14 protein-coding genes and 2 pseudogenes are annotated in these 21716 nt (G+C 53.8%); 10 read left to right on the top strand and 6 right to left on the bottom strand.

Features of this window, described 5'->3' with window-relative positions; genetic code table 11:
- Positions 1–271 precede the first annotated feature (271 nt).
- Entirely contained in the window at positions 272–1798 is a 1527-nt protein-coding gene (locus H6G53_RS07510) for a pitrilysin family protein (protein WP_190531788.1), read from the top strand.
- Positions 1799–1971: 173 nt separating this feature from the next.
- On the opposite strand, the gene H6G53_RS07515 is transcribed toward H6G53_RS07510, so the two are convergent.
- From H6G53_RS07515 to H6G53_RS07525, 3 genes are all read right to left on the bottom strand, one after another.
- On the bottom strand, positions 1972–2793 hold the full coding sequence (locus tag H6G53_RS07515) for an HAD family hydrolase (protein WP_190531790.1): 822 nt from the start codon (positions 2791–2793) through the stop codon (positions 1972–1974).
- A 112-nt stretch (positions 2794–2905) separates the two neighbouring features.
- Positions 2906–3775, bottom strand: coding sequence for an ion transporter (locus H6G53_RS07520; protein WP_242026283.1), 870 nt, complete (start codon positions 3773–3775; stop codon positions 2906–2908).
- Positions 3741–4169 carry a hypothetical protein gene (locus H6G53_RS07525; protein WP_190353721.1) on the bottom strand — a complete coding sequence of 143 codons (429 nt, stop codon included), beginning with the start codon at positions 4167–4169 and terminating at the stop codon, positions 3741–3743. The genes H6G53_RS07520 and H6G53_RS07525 overlap by 35 nt, the downstream gene beginning before the upstream one ends.
- A gap of 295 nt (positions 4170–4464) precedes the next feature.
- Here H6G53_RS07525 and H6G53_RS07530 point away from each other — a divergent pair, with 295 nt between their 5' ends.
- The 6 genes from H6G53_RS07530 to H6G53_RS07555 all read left to right on the top strand — a co-directional run bounded on the left by H6G53_RS07530 (position 4465) and on the right by H6G53_RS07555 (position 17175).
- On the top strand, positions 4465–5862 hold the full coding sequence (locus H6G53_RS07530) for a TldD/PmbA family protein (protein WP_190353720.1): 1398 nt from the start codon (positions 4465–4467) through the stop codon (positions 5860–5862).
- Between the two features lie 307 nt (positions 5863–6169).
- Positions 6170–7522 carry an aminopeptidase P N-terminal domain-containing protein gene (locus tag H6G53_RS07535; RefSeq protein WP_190353954.1) on the top strand — a complete coding sequence of 451 codons (1353 nt, stop codon included), beginning with the start codon at positions 6170–6172 and terminating at the stop codon, positions 7520–7522.
- A 476-nt stretch (positions 7523–7998) separates the two neighbouring features.
- Positions 7999–13185: a hormogonium polysaccharide biosynthesis protein HpsA gene (hpsA, locus tag H6G53_RS07540; protein ID WP_190531792.1), complete on the top strand. Its 5187-nt coding sequence runs from the start codon at positions 7999–8001 to the stop codon at positions 13183–13185.
- 36 nt (positions 13186–13221) lie between these two features.
- Positions 13222–13992, top strand: coding sequence for a prepilin-type N-terminal cleavage/methylation domain-containing protein (locus H6G53_RS07545; protein ID WP_190531794.1), 771 nt, complete (start codon positions 13222–13224; stop codon positions 13990–13992).
- Entirely contained in the window at positions 13989–15161 is a 1173-nt protein-coding gene (locus H6G53_RS07550; protein WP_190531796.1) for a PilW family protein, read from the top strand. Before H6G53_RS07545 ends, H6G53_RS07550 begins: the two co-directional genes overlap by 4 nt.
- Before the next feature lie 493 nt (positions 15162–15654).
- Positions 15655–17175 carry a DEAD/DEAH box helicase gene (locus H6G53_RS07555; protein WP_190353717.1) on the top strand — a complete coding sequence of 507 codons (1521 nt, stop codon included), beginning with the start codon at positions 15655–15657 and terminating at the stop codon, positions 17173–17175.
- A 228-nt stretch (positions 17176–17403) separates the two neighbouring features.
- On the opposite strand, the gene H6G53_RS07560 is transcribed toward H6G53_RS07555, so the two are convergent.
- The 3 genes from H6G53_RS07560 to cbiB all read right to left on the bottom strand — a co-directional run bounded on the left by H6G53_RS07560 (position 17404) and on the right by cbiB (position 20429).
- Positions 17404–18102, bottom strand: a complete 699-nt coding sequence (locus tag H6G53_RS07560) for a THxN family PEP-CTERM protein (protein WP_190353716.1) — start codon at positions 18100–18102, stop codon at positions 17404–17406.
- 219 nt (positions 18103–18321) lie between these two features.
- Positions 18322–19416 carry a threonine-phosphate decarboxylase CobD gene (cobD, locus tag H6G53_RS07565; protein WP_190531798.1) on the bottom strand — a complete coding sequence of 365 codons (1095 nt, stop codon included), beginning with the start codon at positions 19414–19416 and terminating at the stop codon, positions 18322–18324.
- The gene (cbiB, locus tag H6G53_RS07570; RefSeq protein ID WP_242030802.1) at positions 19413–20429 is read right to left on the bottom strand and encodes an adenosylcobinamide-phosphate synthase CbiB; all 1017 of its coding nucleotides are present in this window, start codon (positions 20427–20429) and stop codon (positions 19413–19415) included. Before cbiB ends, cobD begins: the two co-directional genes overlap by 4 nt.
- A gap of 136 nt (positions 20430–20565) precedes the next feature.
- Here cbiB and H6G53_RS19215 point away from each other — a divergent pair.
- From H6G53_RS19215 to H6G53_RS07580, 3 genes and pseudogenes are all read left to right on the top strand, one after another.
- A pseudogene (locus tag H6G53_RS19215) lies at positions 20566–21008 on the top strand (IS630 transposase-related protein); the annotation flags it as partial.
- Positions 21009–21032: 24 nt separating this feature from the next.
- A pseudogene (locus H6G53_RS19220) lies at positions 21033–21380 on the top strand (transposase); the annotation flags it as partial.
- A gap of 37 nt (positions 21381–21417) precedes the next feature.
- A complete protein-coding gene (locus H6G53_RS07580; RefSeq protein ID WP_190531800.1) occupies positions 21418–21696 on the top strand; it encodes a DUF86 domain-containing protein in 279 nt (92 codons plus the stop codon).
- The last annotated feature ends 20 nt before the right edge of the window (positions 21697–21716 follow it).

The following is a 21716-nucleotide window of genomic DNA, read 5'->3' on the forward strand; positions in this document are numbered from 1 at the left end:
GTTGAGGAGGCTGAATGGTGCAAAAGTTGCCCATTCAGTCACGATTCAAACGCTCCCAGCCAGCAGCGGCGATTCAACAAGTGGCGATCTACAAAGCGGCGATCCAAACGCTGTCGCCCAATAGCCAGCATTCCAACATCCAGGATCCAGAATTCAAGATCCAGAATTCAAGATCCAGAATTCAAGATCCAGAATTCAAGATCCAGAATTCAAGATCCAAAATCGAGAACAAAACGCAAGGCGCAAGGTTCATTGAGGGTACAGAGTAGCCATGAAGGTTTTTCGTTCGATCGGGGCGCGCCGTTCCCCGCACCAGTTCGCAGCCCAGCCTCGGCGCGATCGGCGCTGGCGCTGGTTAACCATTGCCCTTTTAGTGGGGTTGTTGGTGTTGGGAGTGCGACAGCCGGCCGTGGCTGATACCCCCCTGCACTACACGGAGTTGCAATTACCGCCGCCGCCGGAGGTAAAGCTGCCGGATTACGATCGCTTCCAATTGCCCAACGGCCTGACGGTCTATTTGGTGGAAGATCATGAACTGCCACTGGTTGGGGGCCGAGCCATTGTGCGGACGGGATCCCGGTGGGAACCGGAAGACCTGGCCGGCTTGGCCGACGTGGTGGGGGATGTATTGCGATCGGGGGGTACTCAGCAGCATGATGCCGCCACATTGGATCAACTCCTGGAAGACCGGGCCGCCTCGATCGAGTCCGGCATTGGCATTGCTTCCGGTAGTGTCAGCTTCAGCGCCCTCAGCGAGGATTTGGAGTCGGTCTTCGGCTGGTTCACGGAAGTGTTGCGATCGCCCGCCTTTGCCCCGGAAAAAATTGCCCTCGCCAAAACCCAACTGCGGGGGAACATTGCCCGGCGCAACGACGACCCCGACGGCATCGCCAGCCGTGAATTTGACAAATTGCTCTACGGAGCCAACAGCCCCTACGCCCGCACGGTGGAATATGCCACGCTCGATCGGATCGATCGCCCGGCCGTGGAGTCGTTCTATCGGCGCTATTTCGTTCCCCAGAACATCATCTTGGGCATTTCCGGGGACTTCGATCGCACAGCCATGCGCCGCCTGATCGAAGCCCGCCTGGGCGACTGGCAGCCGGGCCCCAACCGTGAAAATCCGCTACCCGCCGTCAGCCAAGTGCAGACCAGCGGCGTGTTTGTGGTTGATCGGCCCCAGCTCACCCAAAGCTCCGTTGTTCTGGGTCACCTGGGCGGCCTCGTCAGCAACACCGACTACCCCGCCATGGCCGTCCTCAATGATGTGCTGAATGGCTTTGGGGGTCGCCTGTTTAACGAACTGCGATCACGCCAGGGCCTTGCTTACTCGGTCTATGGCTACTGGAGCCCGAATTATGACTTTCCTGGCACTTTCCAAGCCGGTGGCCAAACTCGTTCCGAAGGAACTGTGCCCCTAATTCAGGGCTTAAAGGCAGAAATTGCCAAAGTTCGTAGCCAACCAATTAGTAATCAAGAGTTGAACTTTGCCAAGGAATCAGCCCTCAATTCCTTCATTTTCAACTTTGCTGACCCGTCTCAAACCCTCGGCCGATTAATGACCTACGATTACTACGGTTATCCTTCTGATTTTATTTTCCGCTACCAAAAAGCCGTTCAAGCTACCACCATTGAGGATGTGCAGCGGGCAGCACAGACTTATCTAAAACCTGATCAATTGGTGACCTTGGTGGTGGGAAATCAGAAGTCAATTCAGCCACCACTCAATCAATTAGGACAGCCGGTAACCGCTTTGGATGTCACAATTCCCGGTGTACCAACTGGCCGCAATTCTTGACCTATTTGGTTCACTCAGCCTGAGTTGCAATCAAAACTGTAGTGTTACCAAGAACCACAGGGGCAAGGGGCTTAAGCCCCTTGTCTGGTTAGGTCGATTTTAGTTGGTAACGTATCAAGTTTGATTGCTCAAGTTCGATCGCTCAGGTTTGGTTCTTCAGAACTTTCTGAGAGTTAACGAGCTGCATTGGTTGCGGTTAACCATTGGGAAAACGGTTGGGTAAATTGCTCAAGGCTGAGGCAATGAATCCGATCGCTCTGGGTCGCCTGGGTGCGATCGCTCTCGGTGTTATAGCCCCAATTGGCTAGGAATAATTCCACTCGATCCAAGGCCGGTTCTTGGATCACTTTATTCAGGGTTGGCAGCATATCTTCCACAAACCAAATATTAGACTTTTGCCCAGTCCACTGCTTTAAGGTGCTGGCTTTCGGTTGACGAGTTGCCTTGCCAAAGATTGCTAAGGATTGATGATGAACCCCTGCCCGATCGAGCAGTTGCCGCACAAACCGCTCTTCCTTGGTGGTAATAATCACAACCTCTAAAGAAGAGTAGGCATTAGCTGGATTAAGCCAGGTTTTTAATTGCTCAATCACCCCTGGAAAAAAGCGATGCAACGCCAACCAGCCGTCCAAATCTTCCCGAATCCATCGATCGCGGTTGCTGTCTAATTGTTGTGAAAGTTGGGCCGCTGTTAATTGATCGCGTTGCACAATGGTCTCTGCAATCGATCTCCAATGGGATTGAATGTCCGCGATTGAATGCCCATCCACCAAGGCTTGAATTAAAACGGGCATTTCCCAACCTGTTTCGATTACGGGCCGGAGCCGATAAAACGATTCCGCTAGCTCTGGGGCGATCGGGTCAGCGAATTGCCACAGTTCCTGATGGGTTTTGCGAGCAATTTCAAAATATTCCAACAGTCCATCACAGAGCACCCCATCAAAGTCCAAAGCTAATAAATCGGGTGACAGGATGGGTTCAGAACTAGAGATCATAGGTTGATTGGCTTAATGCTAATTGGGGCAAGACTAAACTGGAAATTTGGGGTTGATTAGCTTAATGCTAATTGGGACAAAACTAGTTGAATTAATACCAAAAAATCGTGATTTACAAATCAGCAATGTCATCGGCAGAACTGGGCAAAGCTGCTCCACAACGACGGCAATAGCTGGCATCTGGGTCATGAAAAATCAGACCGCAGCGATCGCAAGCGTTCCGAATTTTATCGTTGGTGTTCACAAAGCTCTTGATCAAGTCACTAATTTGCCAAGGAATAATGGCAATTCCTGACAAAATCATCAAAACAGTGACCAATTTTCCCACCTTGGAAACGGGTGTAATATCGCCATAGCCCACGGTGGTCATGGTAACCACCGCAAAATAAAAGGCATCTAGGAAATTTTCAATGACGGTAGGATTTTTGGGATGTTCAACCTGATAAATCAAGCCAGAATAAATAAAAACAATGGAAAAAAGAGTAAACAAAATACGAGTGATAATCAGGCGATCGTCCGCCGCCAGCCATTGGGGAAGGTAGCGGCGATCGAGAAAGCGCACCAGGCGCAACACTCGAAACCACCGCAACAATCGCAAAAACCGCACATCCCAAAACCCAATCAGCAGCGGCGCGATCGCGATCGCATCAATGATCGCGTAAGGACTAAAAACATAGCGCCACTTCTGTTCTGCGCACCACAGCCGCAGGGCATATTCCACCGCAAACACCCCGGCCAACATGCGGTTGCCTACGGTCAAAACCATCCGCAATTGATCATCAATTGTGAAGGTTTCAATTACGAAGGTCACGGCCGACAACAGAATTGAAACGGCAATGGCCCCGTTCACCCAACGGCTCAGGGGCGTTTCCAAATCATCCAGAACTGCGATCACTCGCTGTTGAACGGGAGTGCGCGATCGCCCTGCTTCTACTGCCGTCATGGGGCTAGTTGGCGGCGGCGGAATCACTATTTCCGCCATTCCCACCGCCTTTGGTCAAGTCCTCAAGGGTGTTCAAAATCAACCGCTTGGCTTGCAAACGCCATCCCCACTTTTGCACCGTCCAGGCGGCCAAGGTTCCGGCAATCACAAACACAAAGGCGGCCGGCTGTTCCATGGACACACCAATCAGCAACCCAAGACCCGTCACCCCCCAAAAGGGCAGGGCGATCGACTGGCGCTGTTTCTCCACAAACTCCGCCAATTGTCCCCCTTCAGCCAACTCCGCTTTTAATTGCTCCTTGGCTTGGCGTTGTTCGGCAGCCGAGAGGGTCAGACCAATTTTGCGGCGCAATTTTTCGACCTTGCGGGCATCAGTGCTGAACTCAGTGAGTTCGTCTTCGGCCATCACAATCAAACGTTCAACGGAATTCATGATCTCGGGGTGGAATTTAAATCTGGGGTGGAATTTAAGGAGTTGGCAGCCTTGGGGAGCCATGGGAACTGAAAGCCAGCAACATAACCCAAGCCTAGGATCGACAATAGTGCAACTTGCGTGCAATTGGCGGGCAATTGACTTGTCCCCAGCGGGCAACCAAGCCACCTTTAGGCAAGCTTTGGGCGATCGGGCCCGGTTCCGGCCCGGAAGGCCCCAGCCAAGCCATAATAGAAGCCACTGCCCAAAGTGAGTGCTCGCAAGCGTTCCAGCGAACTGAATCCGCAACCGCGTTATGACTGACTGGCTGACCGATGCTCGTAACCGACTGACTGAGGCGATCGCCCGCTACCGCGATCGGGTGGACTTTTTGGCCATCCGCCTCGAAGAATCTCAGGGAACCGATATTCTGCTGCGCGGGGGTCGCCTGGAAACCCTCAGCGAAAGCGTGGCGATCGGGGGGCAAGTGCGGGCTTGCCACAAGGGCGGTTGGGGCTTTGCCAGCTTTAACCGACTGGATACCCTTCTGGAACGATTGGAAGAGGCGATCGCGGCGGCCCATCTGGTGGGGGATGATGAAACCCTCCTGGCTTCGGTCGCGCCGGTTCAGACCACCTGCACCTTGCCCTTGGCCGGCACTGATCCCCGGCAGGTGTCCCTCTCGGACAAAAAGGCCCTTTGCGACCACTATGCAGAAATTTTGCGCGCCGTTGACGGTCGCATCGCCACCACGATGGTGCGCTACGGCGACAGCACCCAACGCACCCTGCTAGCCACCTCCGAAGGCACAATGCTGGAGCAATCCTGGGTGGATATGGAGATGCGGTTTGCGGCCACGGCCCGCAATGGCGAAACGGTGCAAACGGGCCGGGAAACCACCGGCTCCCGCAACGGCTATGAAGACCTGACCCAATTAGATGACCAGGTGCGCGGGGCGGCCCGGCGGGCGGTGGATGCCCTGTCGCTCCCTTCGGTGAAGGCCGGAACCTATACGGTGGTGATTGACCCAATCTTGACGGGTTTGTTTGTGCATGAGGCGTTTGGGCATTTGTCCGAAGCCGATATGGCCTACGAAAATCCCGATTTGCTGGAAACCATGAGCCTGGGTCGCCGCTTTGGCCCCGAAAATCTGCAAATTTTTGATGGTGCTGCACCTGCCGGCCATCGGGGCAGCTATGCCTACGATGACGAGGGCACACCGGCCAGCACCACCCAATTGATCACCAACGGCGTGTTGACCGGGCGGCTCCATTCCCGGGAAACGGCAGGCCGACTGGAGGAACAACCCACGGGGAATGCCCGCTGCTTGAACTATCACTACGCCCCGATCGTCCGGATGACCAACACTTGGATCGAGCGTGGCGAAACGCCCGCAGCGGAGTTGATCGCCGGGATCGAAGAGGGGGTTTATGCACGCAACTGGTTGGGCGGCATGACCAACGGCGAAATGTTCACCTTCACGGCCGGCGAGGCTTGGATGGTGCGCAACGGCGAACTGGCCGAGCCGGTGCGGGATGTCACCCTGTCGGGCAATGCCTTCAAGACCCTGGCAGATATTGAGGCGATCGGGGACGACTTCTATTGGGATGAGTCCGGCGGTTGCGGCAAGGGCGGCCAAAGTGGATTACCGGTTGGTTGCGGTGGCCCCAGCCTGCGGATTCGCAATGTGGTTGTGGGTGGTGAAGCGGCCTAGGGGCTGTCGTTATCGCCTAGGGGCAGGCTGAAGCGGCTGATTTTTCATGCCTCGATCACATCGTAGACAAGGGGCTTAAGCCCCTTGCTGCTCACGGTCTCTCAACGGCAACATCAGGATTTTGGGAATTTGGCAACGGTTCCAAGGCCTTTGGGTTGCCAAAACGGCTCTCCAAACCTGATTGAACGTTTTAGATTTGTCGTGCCACCACTGTCTATCAGTTTTGGCTTGAGTTAGGAATCGCTTAAGGATGCAATCGCCGATGGTCGCCACAGCAAGGGTTAGCAGCGGATCGCCCACGGGTTACATGGCTCCCGGTTGGGCAGAGGAATATCGATCGCACCGAGCCCGGTTGCTGGAAAAAATCGGCTCCGGCGTGGCCATTTTCCGCAGTGCGCCCCATGCGGTGATGCACAACGATGTGGAATATAACTACCGCCAGGACAGCGATTTTTATTACGTGACCGGGTTTGATGAACCAGCGGCCGTAGCGGTGCTAGCTCCTAACCACGAGGAACATCAATTCATCTTATTTGTGCGTCCTAAGGATCGGCTGGCGGAAACTTGGTCGGGCCGGCGGCTGGGGGTGGAAGCGGCCAAAGAGGCGATCGGGGCAGACGTGGTTTACCCGATCGAAGAGTTAACCGCCAAGCTGCCGCAATACCTGCAAACGGGCGATCGCATCTTTTACAGTCTGGGTCATGATCCCCAGTTCGATGCGCAGATTCTGGATCTGTGGAAACAGCAGCGCCGGAGCTATTTCCGCAAAGGGCGCGGCCCGGTAGCCCTCGAAGACCCGATCGCCCGCCTGCACCAACTGCGAAACATCAAGTCCCCGTTGGAACTGGCGGCCATGCGCCAAGCGGCCGACATCGCCGCCGAGGCCCACCAGCGGGCCATGGAGATGGCCCGGCCCGGCGTTTGGGAATATGAAGTGCAAGCGGAACTCGATCGGCTTTGTCGATCGCGTGGTGGTTGGGGGCCGGCTTACCCGGCGATCGTCGCTGCCGGGGAAAACGCCTGCATCCTGCATTACGTGGAAAACAACTGCCAACTTCAAGATGGCGATCTGTTGCTGATCGATGCCGGTTGCGCCTACGGCTACTACAACAGCGACATCACCCGCACCTTTCCGGTGAATGGCCGCTTCAGCCCCGAGCAACAAACCCTCTACGAGCTAGTGTTGGCGGCCCAGATGGCGGCGATCGCAGCGGTCAAACCTGGTGATCCCTACAGCAACGTCCATGACGCGGCCCTGAAAGTCCTGGTTGAAGGTCTACTAGACTTAGGGCTGATGGTCGGCAGCGTAGAACAAATTATTGAAAAAGAACTCTATCGCCCCTTCTATCCCCACCGCACCAGTCATTGGCTGGGATTGGATGTGCATGACGTGGGGGTCTACACCTATGGCGATGATCCCTGCTATCTCCAGCCGGGCCAGGTGCTGACGGTGGAGCCAGGCCTCTACATTGCCCCGGACATCGAACCGAAGCAGCCCGGCGAGGAAGATGATTGGCCCGCTCAACCGGAAGTGCCGGAACAGTGGCGCGGCATTGGGATTCGGATTGAGGATGATGTATTGGTGACCGAGGGTGGCCATGACGTGCTGACGGCCGCTGTGCCTAAACAGGTTGCTGATCTGACTTGGGGCAATGGCTAGGCGGAAGCCAATCAGGTTGGATGGACGGGCTGATCGCTCCAGTGAGGTAGCTGGTCCGTTCGACTTGGAATCTGTCAAGCCCTAAAATGTAAAGAATTAAGAAAAACTTCTGATTTCCCGATCGATCCAGAATCGCGGATGGGTACGTTTGGGCTAAGTGCTTAGATCTTCCCTCAAGCCCTAGGCGATGCTCCGGTTTGGTTGCTCCCCTGAAGCGCGACACTTCAAGGCTGCAAGCCGATAATTTTTGGGCGGTTCAAGCACAGCCACCTGGCGTGGTTGGGATGGAACCGATTCGGAGCGCCGCCGGTCTAGGGACAGTGAGTCATGTTGGGGTAGCGAGAAACCGTTCTGAGATTGACGGTCACTCTCCAACGCCCCGCCCTTTGCTGTAATGGGTGTGTTTCGGGTCAGTTTTTCAAGAACTCTCAGGCCAAGTTGGTAGAGCCAATATGATGATCCTGCGGCGGCTAGTTTTGGCTATTTCGTTCCAATTGGGACGAACGATCGCGCAGTTCCAGCGACTGTTGCATCGTCGAGGGCGATCGGGCGATCGACCCCAAATCCTGGCTTCTAATCCCTATTGGCGACGGCTGCGATCGCAAGCGGGCTTCGTGTTGCCAACCACGGCCCTGTTGCTGGTGGTGGTGGCCCTTACGATTACTGCTCTCTCGTTGCGCACCCTCAACCGCACGGATCAAGTCGCAGCCGATCGGGCCCAAAAGGTGATCTACAACGCCGCCACCCCCGCAATCGATCGCGCCAGAGCGAAGCTTGAAAAGCTTTTTAGCGGAGAAGACCCAAGAATTACGACTAATGGCGTGCCCTCCGAAAAATACTTGCTCAGTATGTTGCTGAACAAAAACCTAACTGGCAGCAGCGCGTTTGATGCAGTTTTCAATCCTGCCCGGAATCAGTCTTACACCCTCCCTGACGAAACTCAGATTGATATGAATAGGGACGGAGAGCTAGATCCGGCCTGGCGGTTTCCCGTTGACACAAATGGTGATGGTGAGCAGGACGCTGATGTTGCCTACTCAATCGTTTTCAACTCGTTACCAGCCACTGCCAGCGGCGAGCTTGACACCGACATGAAGCGTGCTTCATTGCAAGCTCGTGTTGCAGCTTTGAGAACCCGCACAGGGCCCCTAATTCAACAAGAAGGGGCAGACAGCCCCTGCAATATCGCAGGCAAGCTGAATAAAATCAGTCCTGGCATCCTTCCTCCAATTGAAGCTGGCTGGTATCAAGACCAGAAGAAAACATCTACCCTCCGCAAGAACTTTCAGGTTGATGCAGTTGTGATTCCCCGAGCCAATACCGCTCGATCGGGAGGCGGAACAAACACCATTGCAACCCTTGAATTCCAGCAAGACCGAATTGTAGAAAAGGGGAATAAATGGGGGGCATGGTTTCGTAACGACCTAGAGCTATTCTCTGGAGCACGCTTCAACTGGAATGGAGCTATGCACACTGAAGGATCTATGTTCTGGGCTGGAGCCAGTAACCCTACACGCTTGTTTTGGGTAAGCGCCCCTTCATCCTGCCTTTACCAAGACCCGGAAGCTTCCAGCATTAGTGCCTCGCCAGCAAGCTCCTCAGGAAATTGCAAAAGCTATTCTGGTGAGGGAATTTGTAAAAATTTCCCAGGTGACCTGATTTCGAGTGCTGTGTCAGGGCCTCGCGGAAATTTTGCCGGCGATCCCAAATTATCAGTTGACTACAAGGCAACCAGTGGCTTGATCGTCCAAGGAAACAGCAACTTTACGACAGAAACTGACTCGGTAAATTTCGGAGGCAAAGCAATTGACTTAGCCCTTGATCCGCTGCTCTTATACACTGAGGATGTTAGCGTTCGCCGAAAGTCTGTTAAAGCCCGTGCGGAAAACTGGCAAAAAGCTGAAGGAGCGGAGTACGCAGAAACACGGTTCAGCGGTCAATCCCTGCCTAAACCTTATTTGGATGATTTTTACCGGGCTGACAATCGTTACGGCCCTCGACCAACCTATGGCCGTTCCTCAGAGCTGAGGATGCCCGGCACTAAAAAGGTGGGTGACAATATTACTGCCGACGAACGCTTAACCCGCAACACCAATACGGAACAACCGGCAGAAGTGGGAGCCGATGGCTACTGGGAGCGCCGCGCCATCAATGAGGGGACTCGAATCATTACCGGTCAGCGCCTAGAGCTGGAAAATCCCCTAGAAAATCCCCTGGGCTATCCCTCTCAAGCGGATGAATTTGATGCAACAACGCCGCTCCAGTCCTTACAGCGTCGTAGCTATAAAGATAATCCGGCCGCCGTCCAAGGCACGTTGCTTTTTCACAAAGGTGTTGGGCAAGGGGTAAAGCCGGTGGCTGCCCTGACGAGTACTGTTCACCCGGGGACTCCCGACACCCTGAAACAGTCGGCAACCTTTGAGAAACTTCCTATCGCGGCTGGTGTCAAGACCAAACCGGAATGGACAGCCTTTGGGGAGCGCTTTGGAGACGAATCAGAGGAACTTGCGATCGACTTTTTCCATGGCCGCGGCACGAACGGTTGGGAAATGGATGTGGATCGGCTCAATGAGCTAGTCAGTGTTAGCACTGGCCCCACCAGCACCCCGGTCAACTTAAACGCGACCTTGCGGAAAGCTTTGGAAAACCTGGCGACCTTTGCGGGGGACAAGGATGGTGCATTTCCCGCCAAGCAGGAAGCAGGCAAAACTCACCCGCTCCCGCAGTTGGTGAAGTGGGGCGACTTTAGTAATTTGCGCCGGGCCCTCTATGACACCAACAACAGTCCGGCTGATGCGACCACCCAGCAGACTGCGGCTCTGAGTACTGGAATGTTGGCTTACAACATTGCCTATTTGGATGCGATCGACTACAGCGATCCGGACTTCCAAACCACCGTTCTCGATAAGCTGGCGGAAGCCCTCGGCAAAATTGGGGACAACGATCCAGCCTGGAATAAAAAGGAAGACCCCTCCCGTGCGGATTGGCTCTCGGGAGCACGCACCGACAGCGCCAATGACCGCAAGTTGGGACGGGTTGACATTTTTCGCCCCGGAGACACCACGGGGCCCTTCTCTGTGCGGGTTTATCCAGGAAACTCCGGGCTGCGCAGTCCCTCTGACTTCAATAGCCGTAATCAGGAGGGTGCAGATTTTGTGGAAGTGCAGTTGGCTAGCCTCAAAACCCAGGGCGGTCAACCCCTGGCTAGTCCGCCCCTGCTGAAGCGGATTCCGGCTGCGGATCCGGCCCTGAAACCTGGTGAGAATCCGTTCGCGGCGACCACAGCTTCCACCGATGAAGTGACACCACTGGTTCCTCCGGAAGCCTATGTGGCGGCCTTGGCAGATAAGAGCACCAGCGGAGCGGCCCTCAACCGTTTGGACAGTAACCCCCTGAAGCCCACTGAGTTGCAACAATGGGCCAGGTTAATTGCACTCCGAGAGCAAATCCAGCGAGATCGCACCTTTGGCTTTGCCACCCACTTCGGCCGGGTCAAAAACACCGCTGGCAGCATCCCTGCGGAAACCGCCAAACATCACTACAGCTACACCGTCCAATATGACCTGACCCCCACACCGCCCTCCGGATCATTAACCGTCGGCTATGCTTTTGGCGGCCGGGTGTATGAGCAAGCCAAAACCTATGAGTTTGGTTGTGATTTCAGCAAGACAACGGGAAATAACTACTTCGGCTACGGAGTTCCTGGAACGGTTGCGGAAGAGAAGCGGTTCTTGCACTTGGCAGGTACCCTCTGCCCCGTAGAACCCGAATATCCTGCGCTGTACTATCTGTTCCCGCGGCCTCTGTCTGAAGACTTCATCGCTCACGATGCGGATGGAGATAAAACGCTGATCCCCGACTTGGAAGTGGGCACTGCTACCCTGTCTGTGGAGGTAGATCATGCCCAACCTAGGGCTACGGATCCGTTCTATGCGCCTTACGACAAGCTGTATTTCGATCCCTATCTGACGGTTGCTCAGGGTAATTTCCAGGTGCTGAGTGATAAGGATCTGGAGTCAATCATGATCAAGCCTCGGAAATTGGCTGATTGGCTGCTACCTGTGGACGACAACCTCACGCCAACGGGTAGTTGTACCAATTCAGCTCCTAACTGCTCCCAGATGTTGTTTGTGGCAGTGGACAACGATGGGGCCAAAGCAGACAAGGCGATCGAGTATCACCGGGTTGCCTTCAAGGATGCAGCCTTGATGGACGGGCGAGAGCGTCTCGTAGAGCGGGTGCTGGATATCGATATCGATATGCTGCGGCAAAAAACCTACGCTCCATCTGCCTTGGGAGATCTGTGGTTGACCTTTGGCAACCTGAAGAAGAACGAGGCAGGTGGCATCGTCTATGCATTCCGGGAGGACAATACTCGGGAAGACGCGATCGAGCGATCGCCCTCTACCACCTGGTCGAGCTACAACATAGATACCGAAAGTGCTCGCATGAGCATCGGTCGCAGCAATCCCTTGGGGCAAGATCCGCCGATCAGCGATGTAACTGGCATTAGTCCTAAACCCGTGGACTACTATGCCGATCCCGATCGACGACCCCATGGGTTCCGATTGATCAATGGTGCTTTGATTAAACGCGAAGGCGGTGGTGCTGACAATGCCAACATTTTTGGAATCTCCTTCATTACGGATAATCCTCTATTCGTGAAGGGTGACTTCAACTTGCACCGAGTGGGTGGAGTCTTGGCTGAAGAGTTCAACGCGCTTTTAAACCGGGACACTTACGGCAACTTCTATTCTCGAGGGAATCGTAGTCCTGGACAGGATCTGAACCAAGACTTTGCGAAACCTGACAAGGACACTTGGCGGCCAGTAGAGCTATTGGCTGACGCTATCACCCTACTGTCTGGCAACTACTGTGATGGCAGTATTCGCGATACCTTCCTTAGTGCTTCACCCAAACTCGCAGATTGGTATGGTTGCCAGCGGGTTGGCTCGCTTTCTTCGCCCACCACTTCGTTCTATGCCCAAAACCGTCCCCTAGAAATGTCTGATCAGGAACGGGATTTGGTGCTGGATTGGTGGCATGAAAACCGGTTTGATTTCACCAGTTCTGTGGCAGTGGATTACACTGGCAAGCCCCTACAGCGGATCAATGAAGACGCGGCCCGTCCGGAGTTTGGACGACCCGATCCCTACACCGGTAACTACCAAACAGTTCCCTTGGGCCAACGCTATGGTCGTGGTGCGAATGGTGTGTTACCCGGTGCGAGCACAACCGAAGCGAATGCCATCTTTATCAGCGGCATTGGCTCCAGCCGAGAAAACCAGAGCTATGGCGGTTTCCATAACTTCCTCCCCATGCTGGAAAACTGGGGAGGCAGTAGCTCCAGCCAGTCTCAAACCATTTCAGGAGCTTTCTTGCAGCTAAACTTCCGCACGTCCTCAACGGGCCCCTATGAGCACGATGCTTGGGAAATCAATCAGCGCCCAGTCGGCGGTCAGGATGATATTCCCTACTACCAGACCCCAAGACGACTCTGGGGCTACGACGTGGGATTGCAATATGCTCCAGTGGGCCCCATTTCCAGTCGCTTCATAACGCCAGGTGAAGCTCGGAGCGAGTTCTACAACGAACCGGAAGCCGGTGATCCCTACATCTGTGCTTTACGACGTTCAATTGAGACCACCCCTGATGGTTGCTGATAATCTGTCCCGATGAACTTGCGAGGCTTACCCGTCATGTCTAACGCCGCGTTCAATTACTGGGTTCGCCGCTGGCGCAGGCAGTCCCAAATCTCAGGCTCAGAATCTGGGCTGACGTTGCTGGAATGCATCGTGGCCTTGGTGATGATGTCTGTGGTGGCGGTGGCGATCACGCCTCCCCTATTTCTGGCAACAGCCTCGCGAGTCCAGAGCAACCGGGCAGAACAGGCCATTCAAGTAGCCCAGGGTGAAGTGGACAAAGTGCGCGTCACCATGGAGCGGGGAGATGTTCGTAGTGATTTGTCTCTCCTGCCCCAGGAAAGCAGTAACGGAGGCAATGAGTTTGAAAAAACGCCAGCACCTTCGGGGGTTCCCGATTTAAAAAATCTGGAGTCTACCCGGAATAGCTGTGATAAAGGCGTGCCGTTCGTGGGCGCTTTGGAGTTGCGGCCAGTAGATGTGGACGGTGACTGCTTGCCCGATTTCGCGGTGCAGACATTTCGTAGCCCCGCATCTGATCAAACTGCTATTCAAGGTGGTGTAGGTCTCATTCCTGTGGCTTTTCGGCTGGGGGTGCGGGTTTGGGCTTATCAGCCCATTCGGAGCGGAACTCAGCCCCTGGACATTAAAGCAGCTTCTCTGCAACTAACCAGTGGCACGGGTGAGCAGGGAATCAAGCCCTTGGCAGTGCTCTACACACAACTGGCCGTTTCGGACACCAAAGGTGCTTACGAAAAAATGTGCTATCTCCTCAACGGAGGGGCTGAAGACTGTAAGACGAAAACAAGTGGTGAAGAAACTCCATGATTACCCTTCAACGAGTCCTCAAACGAGTTAAGCGCCGTTATCAAGCGATCCAACTGGCTTATGATCCTGGATTTGTGAGTAAACGCAAAGGCGCAATCCAAAACCGTCAGCTTGATTCAACCCAAACATCTGGATTTACGCTGATTGAATTGCTAATTTCAGCGTTGATTGCAGGGCTGATTATTTCAGGTTTGTTAGGAATTGTGGTGGAACTGGTTTCGACCAACCGCCGAGAGTTGGCACGATCAGAAACTATGCGTGATATGGGAATTGCTGCGGAGTTCATGAGTAATGAACTTCGGGAAGCGATTTATGTCTACACCGGTAAATGCCTATGGGAGGGGCAATCTTCTCCCGGAGAAACTGATTATTGTCCAGGTCTATTTGGTGGCGATGGAGGCTTGGAACCGCCTAAAGACAGCCTTCCGTTGATTGCTTTTTGGAAGCTGGAGCCACTTCCTGAGAGTTGCAATTCGGACAAATGTAGCGACTACAGCTTATCAGGTAGGACTTACACTCTGGTTGTTTACTTCTTAGATAAGGGTAATGAGGATAATAAGTGGGATGGTCGTGCTCGAATCTCGCGAGGTGTTCTCAAGCGGTTTAATGATGCTGGTAATGATCAAGATCCCTTCAATGATCCGTTAGATGTAAATTTGGGTTTGACGTTGCAAACTTGGCCGAAAACGGCTGAAGGTAATTGGCCTGATAGCAATAGACCGAAGCTTGATTCTAGGCAGATTCAGGCATTGGTGGATTTTGTAGACGATACGCGGGATCAAACGCTGAGTGCGGAACGAGAATGTCCGGTACAGTACCAGGTAACCCCAAGCTTGGCTTCATTGACGGGCGACTTTGAGGGCGTTCGTAGTGTCTATGCCTGCGTTTTGGATGAAACAGGCTCCGCTGAAAGCTTGCAGGAGCTGCAACAAAACAAAGGTAACCAAAACCAGAAGGTGATCCTGGCTGTTCGAGGTAACCCCGAGGGACGTTATGGTCTAGACCGGCGCAGTTGTTCTCAGGATGCGCCAGAGGCTGGAGAAACGAATCTGAGTACGGAGCTGGGGAAAGCAACTCAACAGACTACTTGTCGCTTGGCAGCAGTCAAAACGGAAGTTTTAAACCGAGGAACGGTGAACAAGGAGCCGCAAAACTTGGTAGACCCGTAGTAAAACTATCTCCCTCGCTGCTGACCAGGGGATGCTTCTCGACTGATGGCTAACCATAGCAGGGGGAGATTTTGGGGAGCCTAGAGGAGTCTGCCTGCCCAAGAATTTTGGTGCTAGTTGTTGTGGAATCTCTAGCTAGAAAAGCGTTTGGGGCGATCGCGCGGTTTCCTGACATGGCGTGATCCCAGAAAAATCTAGGGCATTTGCGATCGTATTGCCATTTTTTAAGTTATTTTAAGTAAAGAACGAGTTAACACTCGTCTGACTGTTTAAAGCGCCCAATTTTGCCTAATCTGCCCCGCTTGCTCGGGGGGCGATCGTGCGGTTAGGGTCAACGCGTCATCCCATCAGAAAGGACGTATTGACTCTGCGGCAACACAGACGACCGCTATTCAAATAAGATTCCCAGCCGTGCAATCTAGATCGTGCTGCGGGTTTTCGGGGCTAACTGCGAGATTGGGTTTTGGTTGTTCATCCGTTACGAAGCGTACTCATGACCCTTTCCTTCCAAAGCCTCGGCCTCTCGGAAACCCGTGCTGCTCATCTGGAAACCCTTGGCTTTACTGAACCCACCCCCATCCAAGCACGCGCGATTCCCGCCTTGCTCGAAGGAAAAGATGTGGTTGGCTTGGCTCAAACTGGAACTGGCAAGACGGCGGCCTTTGGGCTGCCCATGCTGGAGCAGATTGATGATGCCAATCGCACTGTTCAAACATTGATTCTGGCCCCAACTCGTGAGCTGGCGTTACAGGTTTCCCAGGCGATCGAGAAATTTGTGGGCCCTGGTTCTCGTTTGCGAACCGTGACGGTCTACGGTGGCCAATCGATTGATCGGCAAATCAGCCAACTGCAACGGGGTGCGCAAATTGCGATCGGCACGCCCGGTCGGGTAATGGACTTGATGGATCGCGGTGCTTTGCGCCTCGACCAGGTGCGTTACTTTGTGTTGGATGAAGCCGATGAAATGCTGAATATGGGCTTCATTCAGGACATTGAAAAGATCTGTAGCTCGCTGCCCGCCGAGCGCCAAACGGCCTTCTTCTCCGCAACGATGAGTCCGACGATTCGTCGTCTGGTGGCGAACTTCCTGAAGGATCCGGTGTTTGTGACGGTGGAGCAGCCCCAAGCGACTCCCACCCGAATTGAACAGGTGCTGTATACGGTTCCCCGGGGCTGCAACAAAATCCGGGCCTTGCTGCCGATCTTGGAGCTAGAAGATCCTGAGTCGGCGATGATCTTCGTGCGCACCAAGCAGGGAGCTGCGGAACTGACCGTGCAACTGCAAGCGGCTGGCTACAGCGCCGATGAATATCATGGCAACCTGAACCAAGCCCAACGCGAACGCCTGATCACGCGCTTCCGTCGGGGGCAGTTGAAGCTGATTGTGGCGACGGATATTGCTGCTCGGGGTTTGGATGTGGATCGGGTGACCCACGTGTTCAACTTCGATCTGCCCGATAACCTGGAAAATTACGTTCACCGGATTGGTCGGACGGGCCGCGCAGGTCGAACGGGGCGTGCGATTACCCTGTCTTACAGCCTGGAGCGTTACCGGATTCGGCAGATTGAGCGGCACACGCGCCAATCGATGCAGCCGGTGAATTTGCCAACCCGTGCCGAGATTGAAGCGCGCCGGATCGATCGCCTCAAGAACCGGGTTAAGGAAGCGCTGACCAGCGATCGGGTGGCCTCGTTCCTGCCGATCGTGTCGCAACTGGGTGAGGAGTACGATCCTCGGGCAGTGGCGGCGGCAGCGCTGCAAATGTTCTACGACATGGAACGGCCCGCTTGGCAAGTTGAAGGGGTCTTTGGTGACGATAACTTTGAAACTGAGCGTCCCGAACGGGGCGATCGCGGTGGCCGAGGCGATCGCGGTGGCCGTAACTACGGGGGTGGCTCCCGTCGTCGGGGTGCTGGTGGGGGTGGCGATCGCCGCCCGAACCCCAATCGTCCCCGTCCCGACGCGCCCGTGAAGATGAACGATCGCAACCGTTTCGCTCCCGTTGGCGAATAAAAGCTTAGAGTCTGTCTCTTGGTTAATGACAGACTCGTAAGTTCCAGAAAAATTCCAAAATTCCAAAGGGTCTCAAGCAAATGATTAAACGCTTGAGACCCTTTTTGTAGTCTCTACTTTTCTGGACTGTGTTTTTTGGGCAAAGACCCAATTAAGCAAAGACCAAAAATGTGATGTTGAATCTATGGTTTCCCAGAGCTACAGAGCACTGAGACAGTGACAAAATCCCTAGGAATTGACCCAACGGCGACGCAAACCCAAAGCGGCGAATCCTGCTAAGCCAAACATGAGCGACGGCTCCGGTGTGCTGCGCTCTTCGGGCACTTCACGAATTCGACCATAGAGATAGGCTTCGCTAGTTCCGCCTTCTTGGGAAATAAAGTCGGACACTAACTCACCATCGGGCGAAAGCTTAAAGCCGGATAGCTCAAGGGTGTATTCCTTGCCGTCGTAGGAGAAGGAGCGATCGCCCAAGGCGTTATTCCAACTGATTTTGTCCGCACAAGGGGTCACGCTGAAGTAAGAACAAGTGCCCGAGTTCGTGGTCTCGTCAATGTTCATTGTGAAGTTAAAGATCTCATCAGCAATTTCTGCAAAATCGAGCGTTACTGATAACCCAACGGAGTTGGCTGCATCATAAATTGGGTTGTTGAAATGCCGCAAAGTTCCTAACTGAAAAATGCTGCCGAGGGTGATGGGCGTTGCACCGACACCGGTAAATCCCAGTCCGCTGGGGCCGGCCTCGCTTGCTGGAATACCCCACCGAACTTGGTTTTCAGCGCCCACCGTCTGGAAGCCATAAAAGGGTGTTCCCGATGGAGTGCCCCAAGAGCCAGAGCTATTTAGCAGTGTTAAAGCAGCCGCTGGATTGGCCGAGGCAATCGCTGTTGCAATTGAAATAATGGCCGCAGATATGGTGAGTCGCATAGTGTTTTGATGGGTATTAAGGGTTAGTTGCTGACCCCATCAAACTAATTTGAATGAAGAAAAACGTCACGCATATTCACGAAATCTTTAAATACTGCTGTTTGTAAATTTGAATTTATTGAAAAAACACAAAGCGCTGAATTTCCCAGTTAATGAGGAATGCAGCGCTTTGTGAACTGGTAGCCTAGGCTACTGATCGCAAAGATTGACTTGACAAAATCATTTCTCGCAACTATTCAGGGGCGATCTGATCGCCTGCTGAAGCGATCGCAACAGTCGCTGATGATCGGCGGTGGTTCTGATCGCAACTCGAAAGAAGCGATCGCCCAATTCTGGGAAGCTGGAACAGTCTCGGATCAAGATCCGATCGCGCCGTAGCACTTGCTGCTGGAGCTGATTGCTGGGCAGGGCGGTTTTGACCAATAGATAATTGGCGGCGCTGGGATAGGGGATCAGGCCCGGTTGGGCTTGTAGACCCAGAAACAGTTCCGATCGGGCCGATTCCAGCCAAGTCCAGGTTTTTTCGGCAAAGGGGCGATCAGCAAGGGCGGCAAGGGCGGCGGCTACGGCTAAACCGTTAACAGACCAGGGGTCTCGCCATTGTTGCCAGCGTGTTAACCGATCGGGCTGGGCGATCGCGTAGCCTAGCCGGAGTCCCGGAATGGCGTAGAACTTGGTGAGCGATCGAATCACAATCAGGTTTGGATAGTCCTGAACCCAGTTCACGACGGTGGGTTGCTTGATCGGGCGCAAGAAATCCATGAACGCCTCATCCACCACCACCAACCCAAAACGATCGCAAAGGGGCCGCAAAAGATCGTGGCTCCACAGTTGCCCGGTGGGGTTGTGAGGATTGTTCAGCACCAAACCATAGGCGGCGCAATCGCGATTTAGCCAGTTGCCCCAATCCCAAACCCAAGGCTCCACGGGCGCGATCGGCACAATTTTGGCCCCAAATGCCCGCAAGGCTCGGCCGTAGTCAGCGAAGGCCGGCACGGGCAGCACGGTTGCGGCCAACTGACTCAAATCCCGAGCGGCCCAAGTCAAGAGTTCCGCCGCTCCATTGCCTGGCAAAATCCAATCTGGGTCGAGGTTGTGGTGCTGAGCGAGGGCCCGGCGCAATTCGCCGTAGTTTGGATCCGGGTAAGCGGCCAGGGAGGGCAAGGCGGCAGTGAGGGCGGCCAAAATGCTGGGTGGCAAGCCCCCGGGATGGATACTGGCGGAAAAGTCCAGAATTTCAGAGGGCGCACAATGGGCGATCGCGGCGGCCCAAGCCAGGTTGCCCCCATGGATTGGGTGGGAAACAGTGGTCATGGCAAAAATCCTAGCGCCAATAGCCCGATCGCCCCGCATAACCACCCCAAAAAGACCACTCGGGTCAACCCCAAAGCCGATCGCACGGTCTCCGGTTCGATCGGTCGCTGGGGGTCTCCCAACAGGGGCTTGTATTTCACTTGACCGCGATAGCGATTTTCGCCCCCCAGTTGCACCCCCAAGGCCATCGCATAGGCGCACTCGCTCCAGCCGGAATTGGGACTAGGATCCAGCGCCCCATCCCGCCGACAGCGACCCCAAACCTGCAAGGGCTTTCTTGAAATCAGGGCGATCGATCCCACGGTTAATCGACAGGGCAACCAAGTGAGGTGATCTTCCAGGCGAGCGCTGAACCAACCCAAATCCCGATGGCGTGAGTCCTTGTAGCCCACCATCGAATCGAGCGTGCTGGCGGCCTTGTAACCCAATGCCACCGCTGCGATCGCCCCAGGGCCCCACCCAAAAATTACCGTTGCCCCAGCACCCACCAAGGCCCAAAACAACGGCCCCAACACGCCATCCACGGCATTTTCCGCCACGGTTTCCAGCACAGCTCGCAAAATTTCTGGGCGATCGAGATGCTCTGTTTCCCGGCCCACGTAGCGACTGAGGCGCGATCGCGCTTCCGGCAAATCCTCACGGGCCAACGGTTCCAACACATCTTCCGCCGCATCCCGCAAGCTGCGACCCGCAAAGCAAGCCGCCACCATCACCGCCTCGACCCCTAAGCCCAAAATGGGGTTCAGCTTGCAGGCTAGCGACCCGATCGCCCCAGCCAGGGCCCCTGCGCCCCCGATCGTGGACAATGCCAGCCCCACCCCTAACCAGCGCTGAACCCGATCGGGAGTGGCCAAAGACCAAACCCAACGACGGTAGCGATCGATCCATGCCCCGATGACCTGCACCGGATGCACCCAACTCCAAGGGTCACCCACCAGCCAATCAATCACCGCCGCCAGTCCCAATACCAGGATTGATCGGGTTGGCTCTCCCATGCCAATCAATCCGTTCATTCCTAAATTTAGATAAAAAATTATCAGTAATCCAGCTTAAACCAACTCATTCGCCTATTTTTAGGATACAGCCTTTGCCTATAACAAATAGCACGATATAGTTATCAGTGTAGTGGAGTTGTCATCAGGAAAACTCATGAGTCTTTATTCGCTGAACTTGCGCCGAAAAATCGTAGAAGCTTACGAGAAGGGAGACACTTCGATTCGGAAAGTAGCAAAACAATTTTCGATTAGCCCAGAGACAGTCAGATGGCTTCTAAACCTATATCGCTCCACTGGAAGCTTAGCACCTAAAAAGTGTGGTACGAAGCGGGTGAGCATCTTATCTCAGCATGAAGAAGCTATTTTGGAAATTGTAGAGACTAATCCTGATTTTACATTGCGAGAGTACTGCGAAGAAGTTCAAAAAAATTGGGTGTCAGTTCTAACACAAGCATGATGCATCGATTTTTAAAGCAACATGACATCAGCCTCAAAAAAACTTACAGGAGCGAGAAAGTAATCACGGCGGAAGTGCAAGCAGAGCGTGTAGACTACTGGCAGCAAATTTTGAAGGTAGAAGCTGAAAGGCTTGTCTTCACTGAAGTTGTAACAATCAAAGGTTTGAAAGGCTCAATGAAAAAGGAAGGCTTTCTGGAGTTTATCAAAGTAAACTTGGTACCGCAGCTCAAAGTAGGTGATGTGGCTATCATGGACAACTTAAACTCTCATCATCGTCCAGAGGTAAGAGAAATGATAGAAGCAGTAGGAGCAACGGTAGAATATCTGCCAGTGTATTCACCAGACTTTAATCCTATAAAAATGATGTGGTCGCAGTTAAAAATCTTTTTGTGGAAATTCAGAACAGAAACTATAGAGGTGTTGGAACAATTAACGAGACTAGCAGCCCGACTAGTGGATTTACAGTGCCTTAGAAACTGGTTTACTAAGTGCTGTTATTGTACCCAGTGATTGCGGCAAGAACTGTATCTCAAAACCCGAAGACTTCTTGGCAACCAAGGCTGGACGCAGTAATTTAGATGCTATTTGCATGGTACTGCTTGCGGTTGGAGAAGCATTTAAAGCCATTGACAAAAGAACAGAAGGAACATTTCTCGTTCAATATCCCGAAATTCCCTGGAAAAAGATTTTTGGACTCAGAAATTTACTAGCCCACACTTATTTTGATGTTGACGAAGCTCAGATTTTTAACACTTGCCACCATGACATTCCAGAACTAGTGACTACGGTGCAAAAAATGATCCAAGACTCCCAAGACCAAGACTGAGCCAGACGACCGGCATCGCT

The sequence above is a fragment of the Limnothrix sp. FACHB-406 genome, from assembly GCF_014698235.1.
GTDB lineage: Bacteria > Cyanobacteriota > Cyanobacteriia > CACIAM-69d > CACIAM-69d > CACIAM-69d.